General features: G+C 75.2%; 5 protein-coding genes. 3 read left to right on the top strand and 2 right to left on the bottom strand.

Features of this window, described 5'->3' with window-relative positions; translation table 11 throughout:
- Together mycP and eccB are read right to left on the bottom strand one after the other, a co-directional pair.
- Positions 1–1,043: type VII secretion-associated serine protease mycosin (gene mycP, locus ACTWQH_RS27275; protein WP_443289418.1), on the bottom strand; the 1,043-nt coding region annotated here is incomplete at its 3' end.
- A gap of 2 nt (positions 1,044–1,045) precedes the next feature.
- Positions 1,046–2,536 (bottom strand): type VII secretion protein EccB, encoded by a 1,491-nt coding sequence (eccB, locus tag ACTWQH_RS27270; RefSeq protein ID WP_443289417.1) that lies wholly within the window; start codon positions 2,534–2,536, stop codon positions 1,046–1,048.
- A 143-nt stretch (positions 2,537–2,679) separates the two neighbouring features.
- Between eccB and eccE the strand changes: the two genes are divergently transcribed.
- The 3 genes from eccE (at position 2,680) to ACTWQH_RS27255 (ending at position 7,889) form a co-directional block, all read left to right on the top strand.
- Positions 2,680–3,978, top strand: a complete 1,299-nt coding sequence (eccE, locus tag ACTWQH_RS27265) for a type VII secretion protein EccE (RefSeq protein WP_443289416.1) — start codon at positions 2,680–2,682, stop codon at positions 3,976–3,978.
- Positions 3,975–4,664, top strand: coding sequence for a hypothetical protein (locus tag ACTWQH_RS27260; protein ID WP_443289415.1), 690 nt, complete (start codon positions 3,975–3,977; stop codon positions 4,662–4,664). The genes eccE and ACTWQH_RS27260 overlap by 4 nt, the downstream gene beginning before the upstream one ends.
- A 234-nt stretch (positions 4,665–4,898) precedes the next feature.
- Entirely contained in the window at positions 4,899–7,889 is a 2,991-nt protein-coding gene (locus tag ACTWQH_RS27255) for an SCO5717 family growth-regulating ATPase (RefSeq protein ID WP_443289414.1), read from the top strand.
- Positions 7,890–7,898: the final 9 nt, after the last annotated feature.

The following is a 7,898-nucleotide window of genomic DNA, read 5'->3' as shown; positions in this document are numbered from 1 at the left end:
GTGGGGCCCGGGGCGGGCGTGTCGTCGGTCAGGGCGCGTACGGGGTCGACGACGCCCCAGCCGAGGTACGGGTCGTGGCCGGGGATGGCGCGCTCGGCGGTCTGCTGGAGCTGGGTGACGATTTGCTCGGCGGTCCAGCCGGGGTGCTTGGCACGGAGAAGGGCGGCGACGCCCGCGACGTAGGGAGCGGCGAAGCTCGTGCCGTTGTCCACGCAGTGGCCGCCGCCGGGCACGGTGGAGACCATGTCGACGCCCGGGGCGGCGATGTCCACGAAGTCGCCGGACTGGGAGAACGGGGCCCGCTCGTTGTTGCGGTCGGAGGCGGCGACGGCGAGCACGCCGTCGTAGGCGGCCGGGTAGGTGGAGCGCAGGCGGCCGTCGGCGCCCTCGTTGCCGACGGAGGCGATGACGACGATGCCCTGGGCGACGGCGGCGTCGATGGCGCGGGCGAGGGAGGAGTCCTCGGTGAGTGCCTGCTCGGTGTCCTGGGAGATGTTGATGATGTCGGCGCCCTGGGTGACGGCGTGGTCGACGGCGCGGGCCAGGGAGACGACGGTGCCGCTGCCGTACTCGTCCTGCTGGCGGATGGGGATGATGGTGGCCCGGGGCGCGAGGCCGGCGAAGCCGGTGCCCTCGCGCGGGCGGGCGGCGATGATGCCGGCGACCTTGGTGCCGTGGCCGACGGTGTCGGTGGTGCCGTTGCCGCGGCTGGCGGTGGGCGGGGTGTCGTCGCGGCGGGGGTCGGCGGGGGTGAAGTCGGCGCCGCGGGAGGCGTCGACGGCGCCCGCGAGCTGGGGGTGCGCGGTGTCGACGCCCGAGTCGATGACGGCGACGCTGACGCCCTCGCCGCGGGTGTCCTGCCAGAGCTGGTCGAGCAGGACGCGCTGGAGGGCCCAGGGGCGTTCCTCGATGGGGTCGGCGCCTGGGAAGGTGCACTGGCCGCCGCTGGTCTGCGCCTGGGCGGGAGGGGCGAGGACGGCGGGGGCGGTGGCGAGCAAGGTTGCCGCGGCCAGGAGCAGGGAGCGGAGGCGTCCGTGGAGCACGTTCACGATCCCTGCGGCTGGCGGGCGTCGGTGGGGTCGAGGTAGGGGCCGGTGGGCAGAAGCTCGGACCACTCGGCGGGGACGGGGACGGGGGTGACGTCGCCGTAGCCGAGGCGGATCTGGGCCTGGTCGGCGTCTTCACCGGTGGCGGTGGCCTGTACGCCGTACCGCAGGCCGGTGTCGGTGACGAGGTAGACGCCGCCGGAGGTGGCCTGTTCGCCCTGGACCTGGCGGTAGAGCAGGCCCGAGCCGGGGGTGACGTAGGCGGTGGAGGTGTCGGCGGCGATCGTCGCCGGGTACGCGCCGCCCGCCCACGTGGCGACCTCGGTGCTGCCGTCGTCGGGGTCGACGGAGAGGAGGACGGAGCACAGCGTGGTGCGGCTCTCGTCGGCGACCGGTGCGGGGGCGGGCCGGGGCCAGTCGAGGTCGGCGTCGATGCTCTCGGCGGCGGGGGCGGGGGTGAAGCTCTGGGCGCCGATCGGGAGGGCGTTGCCGTTCTGGCCGAGCAGCTCGGTCTCGGGGCTGTTGAGGAGGAGCCGGGCCGTGAAGTCGGAGACGGGCACGACCTTGTCCTCGAGCACGAGGTAGTGCTGGGGGCCGCCGCCGGTGGGGGCGACGAGGACGGTGCCGACGCTGGCCGCCCGGTCCGGCAGGCCGGGGACGTTCGTGGGCTCGCCGACGCGCCCGGGGATGTCGGGGAAGGCGATGGGCTCGCCGTCGCGGAGGGTGGCCAGCCACTCCTCGGTGACCGGCTGGGGTTCGGGCTCGCCCGCCAGGAGGACGCGGCGCAGGGTCTCGCCGTCGTCGCCGGTCTCGGCGATGGGGTACCTGGTGCCGGTGGCGTCCACGAGGTAGTCCTGGTAGGTGCCGTCGTCGGAGGGGATCGTCGGGCGGACGTGGAGGAGTTCGCCTCCGGCGAGGCGGGAGGGGCCCGCGACGCGCCCGGCGTCGTCCTCGTCGAGGATGAACGTGGCCTGCTGCACGTCGCCGCCGGTGCCCGCGGGCTGCTGGCAGACCGCCCAGCGCTTGTCCTGGCCGGCGTCGTCGGCGTCCGGAAGGCGGTCGGGGGCGTAGGGGATGCCGAGGGTGGGGCCGCGTGGGATGGAGCCGCTGTCGAGCTCGCTCTCGTCGACGCTGACGATGTCGAAGTTGTCGGGGTCGAGGAGCAGCCGGGCGGAGGAGAGGTTCAGCACGGGGTGGAGCTGAGGGCCGGCGCCGTCGGTCTCCAGCACCACGTAACGCGTGGTGGAGTCGCTGCCGATGATGACGTGCTGGCCGGGCTCGTCCCAGTCCTCGGGGACGGCGGGGCGGAACATGCCCCAGGCGCCGAAGCCGGCCAGGATCAGCGCGCCGATGACGATGCCGGGGAGCACGGCGCGCAGCGGGCGCGGGGCTCCCTCCTCGCTGCCGGTGGGTGAGGGCTGGATGAACGCCGCCAGCCTGCGACGCTTGGCGAAGGTGTAGGCGTTCAGCTCGTCTTTGCGCGATGCCACGGTTGGCGCTCCTCCCCCGTCCCCGACTTCCGGCCCCCGGAACCGTGGACCGACGGACCGTTGGACGGTCTGTCAGTGCCTGCCTCTACTATGCCTGTGACGATCTGGACACGGGGAGGTGGGGGTCGATGAGCGGGGGGTCGATGACGACGGCCACGGCCACGGCGCCGGCGCGGCGTGTGCGGCCGGGGCGGTTGTGGGGGCTGGGAGGCCAGGCACCGCTGTGGTCGCTGCTGTGCGTGCAGGTCGCCGCCGCGCTGCTGCTGGCGGGGTACGCGGCGGACAGCGGGCCGCTGCTGGCGGCCGCCTTCGTGCCGGCCGCCGGGCTGGTGCTGGTGGCCGTGGCGTGGCGGGGCGGGCAGCCGCTGCCGGTGTGGGCCGGGGCGGCGCTGGCGCTGCGGCGCCGCAGGCGGCGGGCGGCCGGGTCGCTGCCGCCGGGGACGGATCCGCTGTTCTCGCTCGCCTCCGAATGCCAGCCGGGGCTGCGGAGTTACGCCTTCGCGGGGTCGGGGCGGACGCGCCGGGATGTCGGGATGGTCTCGGACGGGCACGCGCTGACGGCCGTGCTGCGGGTGGAGGCGGCGCCCTCGGAGCGTTCGCCGCTGCGGCTGGGGCCGAAGGAGCGGGCCATGCCGCTGCGGCTGCTGTACGAGGCCCTGGAGACCGATGGCATACGCCTGGAGTCGGTGAAGAGCGTGCAGTACACCCAGCCGGCTCCGACGCCGCTTCTTCCGGTCCAGGCCGCGGCCAGCGTGAACTACGCGCGGCTCGCGGGGTGGGACGGACCCCCCGCGCTGCGGTTGAGCTGGGTCGCGCTTCGGCTGGACCCGGAGCTGTGCCCGGCCGCCGTGGCCGAACGGGGCGGGGGCCTTGAGGGTGCGCAGCGGTGTCTGACGCGCGCGGCCGACCAGTTGGTGAGCCGGCTGAGCGGGGAGGGGTTCGCGGCGACGGTGCTGTCGGAGGCCGAGGTGCTGGCCGCGATCGCCGCGGGCGTGAGCTCCGATCCGGCGGCCACGACGCTGATCGGGCAGGGAGACGGGCCGCGCCCCCGGCGCACGGTGGAGACCTCGCGTGAGTGGCGGTGCGACGATCGCTGGCACACCACCTTCCGGGTGACGCGGTGGCCGGTGCTCGAGGGCGGGGGTGCCGGCGGTGACGCCGGCGGGGGCGCCGGACCGGCGACGCTGGCGCGGCTGGTGGCCGTGCTGACGTCCACCCCGGCGTTCGCCACGACCTTCGCCGTCAGCCTGCGCCGCCGGGGACGGGGGTCGGTGGCGCTCAGCGGGCACATACGCGTCACCGGGCGGGGCGATGAGGAGTTGCGTGTCGCGAGCCGGGCGGTGGCGAGGGCGGCGCGGTCCGCCCGGGTCGGGCTGGCTCGGATGGATCGTCAGCAGCTGCCCGGAGTGCTGGCCACGCTGCCGCTGGGCGGCGAGCGGTGAGGCGGGAGCTCGGGCACGCGCTGCCGGTGGACCTGCTGGACGCGCTGGCGCTGCCGGTGAGTGACGACGGGATCATCGTCGGGGTGGACACCAAGCGACGTCCGGCCGTGCTGGGCGTGCACCACCCGCTGCCGTACGAGATCGTGCTCATCGGCGGGGTGTGGACCGCGCAGGTGCTGGCGCTGCGCGCGGTCGGCACGGGCGTGCGGGTGGCGGTCGAGACCGGTCGGCCCCACCTGTGGACGCGGCTGGTGCGGGCGGCGAACAGCGGCGGGGAGCTGATGACGCTGCACGAGGTCGGCAGGGTGCCCCCGATGGGGCCGACGCTGGCGAGCCCGGTGCTGGTGGTGCGGGACTGCGGGATCCGGCCGCCGCGCGGGCGGGTCGCCTCGACCCCCTGGCAGACGGTGCTCACGCTGCTGCCCTATCTCAGCCCGGTGGCGCCCCGGTTGCTGGAGCGCTCGGCCGCGGCCGGGGTGCAGCGGGTCTCGCCCGAGGAGGCGGAGCGCATCACCCCGATCCTGGGGCTGCCGCCGCAGCAGGCCGCGGCGCTGCCGGTGCTGAGCGAGGACGCGACGCTGTGGTGCACGCGGCGCAGCAGGCAGCTGGTGCGGCTCGTGCCCACGGACAGCGAGACGGGGCTGCTCGGAGAGCCCCGTCGGCTCGATCCGGGCGGTGCGGAGTAATACACCCGAAGGTCGCCCCTTTTGCCGCGTTTCAGGTGTGATGATCGCCCCGCGAGCGGGAAGGGGGTGGGGGAGATCGGCGGGTGGCGACTAGGGTGAGAGAAAGAGCGGCAGGAGTGCCGTAGGCGGGCACCAGAGCCCTGCCCGGGAACCGCTCGGGGGATCCGGTCCGTCAGTCCGCACTGCCGGTCATGACGTGCGGGTCAAGAAGTAGCACCAGTCGCGGGAGGCGTCGTGAACAGCGATCGGGACGGGGTTCGCACCGCGGGAGAGGTCTCCCGCGACGAACGCCCCGAGGACGGACCGCTGGACGAGGAGCGGGAAAACACGGGTCAGTTCACCATCGACTACTCCCAACCCGCCTGGTATTCGGGGGGCGAGCCGGCGCAGGCCGGGCCGCCCGTGGCGGAGGGGGGCGCGCCGGACGGCGCGGCGCCACACGATGCCGGGCCGCAGCCGAGCGACGCCGTGCCGCAGGAGGCGGCCGGCGGGACGACGATGCAGATCTCCTCCGCCGCCGTGCGCCGCGCGATCGCCGCCGAACGTCGGCCCGAGGGCAACGCTGCGCCGCAGTCCCCCACACCGGGCGGGCCCTGGGACGCTCCTCCGTCGCCGCGGCCCCCGTCCGGGTCCGGGCTTCCCGGGGGCCTGCCGCCGCTGCCACCGGACTTCCAGATGCCGCCGCAGCCGGACGCGCCGCCGCCGATCCCGCCGGGCTTCTTCGTGCCGACGCCGTCGGCGCTGGCCGGAGCGCAGGACGCGGAGGCCGAGGCGGATGCGGAGGTGGAGGCGGCAGCGGACGAGGCGGCTTCCGACTCTCGCGCCGATGCCGATGCCGATGCCGACGGAGGCGAAGGTGAGAGCGCCGCCGCCAACGCCGATGCCGGGGGCGCGCCCATCGGCCTGCCCCCGGCGAGCACCAACCCCACGGCCATCCTCACGCCGCAGGCGACAGGTGACGGTGCGTTGGGAGACGGCATGACGGTGCGGTTCTCCATGCCCCTGGCGCAGCCGGAGGAGGAGGCCGAAGCCGGGGACGAGGACGGCGACGCGAACGCCGCCGCCGCGGGGCCGGACCCCGACACGGCGGACGCTGCCGAGGCGGCAGAGGCGGACGAGGAGACGGACGAGGACACGGACGAGCGAGCCGAGGCCGATGAGGCGGTCGACGGCGGAGGCGACGCCGGAGAGACCGAGGACGCGGACGAACGGGCTGGGGACGATCGGGAGGCGGCCGAGGCGGCGAACGAGCCGCAGGACGCGGTGCCGCCGATGCCGGGCGTTCCGCCCCAGCCGGAGCCGGAGGATGCCAGACCCGCCCCGCAGGACACGCCGCCCTCCTCCCCCGTCTCCGGGGGAGCATGGCAGCCGCCGCAGTCCACGATGGTCATCGCCGCCATGCCCCAGCAGCAGCCTCGGCAGCCGCAGGACCGGATGCCGCAGCAGGGTGAGGCACAGGCCCTGCCGCAGGGCCCGGCACCGGCGCAGTCACAGGCACAGTCACAGGCGCTGCCGCAGGCCCAGCCGCAGAACCAGATGCCGCCGCCGGCGATGCCGGCGGAGGCGCAGCCGCGGGTTGCGTCGCAACCGCAGGACCAGACGCCCCCGCAGAGCCAGCCGCCGGGCCCGGCGCAGCCGCAGCCGCAGGCGCCGCTGCCTCAGTACCCGCACCCGGCGATGCCGCAGCAGCAGGCGTACCCGCAGGCCGAGCCGCCGCAGAACGCCGCGCAGGCGCAGCAGCCCGCGCCGCCCGCGCCCCAGCCGTTCCCGCAGCAGCAACAGCCGGCGCTTCCCGCCGTGCCCGAGCCGCCCCAACTCGCGGCCGGGCCCTCCGCGGCGCAGCCACAGTCGCAGCCGCAGGTGCAGCCACAGCCTCAGGCGCCAGCCCCGCAGAGCCCGCAAGGCCCGCCGCCGGACCCGCGGGCCGGTGGCGGCTGGCCCGATCCGCAGCAGTACGCCGCACAGATGCAGCCGGGGTCGCTCGGCTACACCGCCTCCGTGGAGCTGTCCTCGGACCGGCTGCTGCAGGAGAGGCGGCGCAGCAAGCCGCGTTCGCAGCCGGCGAGCAAGCCCACCTCGCGGTTCCGCTTCGGCGGGAAGGCGGCGGAGGAGGAGCGGCAGCGCAAGCTGGCCGCGATCCGCACGCCGGTGCTCAGCTGCTACCGGATCGCCGTCATCAGCCTGAAGGGCGGCGTCGGCAAGACGACGACCACCACCGCGCTGGGGGCGACGCTGGCCAGCGAGCGGCAGGACAAGGTCATCGCGATCGACGCCAACCCGGACGCGGGCACCCTCGGGCGCCGGGTGCGGCGCGAGACCGGGGCGACCATCCGGGACCTGGTGAGCGCGATCCCGTACCTGCACTCGTACATGGACATCCGCCGCTTCACCTCCCAGGCGCCCTCGGGCCTGGAGATCCTGGCCAACGACGTGGACCCGGCGGTCTCGACGACGTTCAACGACGAGGACTACCGCCGCGTCATCGACGTGCTGGGCAAGCAGTACCCGATCATCCTCACCGACTCGGGGACCGGGCTGCTGTACAGCGCGATGCGCGGCGTGCTCGACCTCGCCGACCAGCTCATCATCGTCTCGACGCCCTCGGTGGACGGCGCGTCCAGCGCCTCGACCACGCTGGACTGGCTGTCGGCCCACGGCTACGGCGATCTGGTTCAGCGCAGCGTCACGGTGATCTCGGGGGTGCGCGAGACCGGCAGGCTGGTGAAGGTCGATGACATCGTGGCGCACTTCAAGAGCCGCTGCCGCGGCGTGGTGGTCGCGCCCTTCGACGAGCACCTGTCGGCGGGTGCCGAGCTGGACCTGAACCTGCTGCGGCCCAAGACCCGGCAGGCTTACTTCGACCTGGCCGCGCTGATCGCCGAGGACTTCGCGCGCGCCCAGCAGGCGCAGGGACTGTGGACCCAGGACGGCAGCGGCATCCCGCCGCACATGGCCCCGCCGCTGCCCGGTCAGCCGCAGGCCCAGCCCCAGGCTCAGGCTCCCCAGCAGTACGGCGGCTACCCGACGCAGCAGCCGCAGCCGCAGGGGACGCCTCCGCAGCAGGGTTACGGGTACCCGCAGCAGCAGGCCCAGCCCCAGCAGCCGATGCACCCGGGACAACCGGGGCAGCCGCCGCAGCAGCAACAGCAGCCCGGCGGGTACGCCTACCCGCCGCAGCCGGGAGCCTGGCCGCAGCAGCCGCCGTCGCCCCCGCAGCAGGGCTGACCGGGTCGG

The sequence above is a fragment of the Streptomyces sp. 6N223 genome (assembly GCF_052246635.1).
Lineage (GTDB): Bacteria > Actinomycetota > Actinomycetes > Streptomycetales > Streptomycetaceae > Streptomyces.
This window is presented reverse-complemented; position numbering and strand designations above follow the sequence as displayed.